General features: G+C 56.1%; 1 protein-coding gene. It reads right to left on the bottom strand.

The features are described 5' to 3' along the window. Positions 1-717: SulP family inorganic anion transporter (locus tag MXAZACID_RS17390; RefSeq protein ID WP_008495909.1), on the bottom strand; the 717-nt coding region annotated here is incomplete at both ends.

Raw genomic sequence — 717 nt, 5'->3', positions numbered from 1 at the left:
CGCGCCACCAGCGGGTTCAGCACCACCAGCAGAAACAGCAGAAACACGCCAGCCACCAAGGTGGAAAGCCGGGTCGAGCCGCCGGACTTCACATTGATGACAGATTGCCCAATCATGGCGCAGCCACCCATGGCGCCCAGAAAACCAGTGAAGAAATTAGCGATACCCTGGCCGCGCATCTCCCGCGCCTTGTCAGATGACGTATCAGTGAAATCATCCACAATCTGTGCGGTGAGCATCGTCTCTAGCAGCCCCACCGCCGCCATTGTGAGCGAGTAAGGCAGGATAATCCGCAGCGTATGCAGGTTAAACGGCACATCCGGCAGCGCGAAATGCGGCAGGTCGGTCGGCAGCTTGCCCATATCCCCCACTGTATTCACATGAATCCCGCCATAAATGGTCACGGTCGTGAGAATAACGATTGCCACCAGCGGTGAGGGAATGGCCCGGGTAATCCGCGGGAACAGGTAAATAATCACCAGCCCCACCGCGATAATCGCGTAGGTCGCGGGCGGCACATGCACCAGCTGCGGCATCTGCGCCAGGAAGATCATAATACCCAGCGCATTCACAAACCCGGTAATGACCGAGCGCGAGACATATTGCATCAGCAGATTCAGCCGCAACAGCCCGGCAATCACCTGAAAAACACCCATCAAAATGGTGGCGGCAAACAGATATTGCACGCCATATTGATGCACCAAAGGAATAATAACA

It is taken from the genome of Acidocella sp. MX-AZ02 (assembly GCF_000306035.1).
In the GTDB taxonomy this organism is placed as follows: Bacteria; Pseudomonadota; Alphaproteobacteria; order Acetobacterales; family Acetobacteraceae; genus Acidocella; species Acidocella facilis.
The sequence above is the reverse complement of the archived record's forward strand: the minus strand, read 5'-3'. Positions and strand labels throughout refer to the sequence as shown.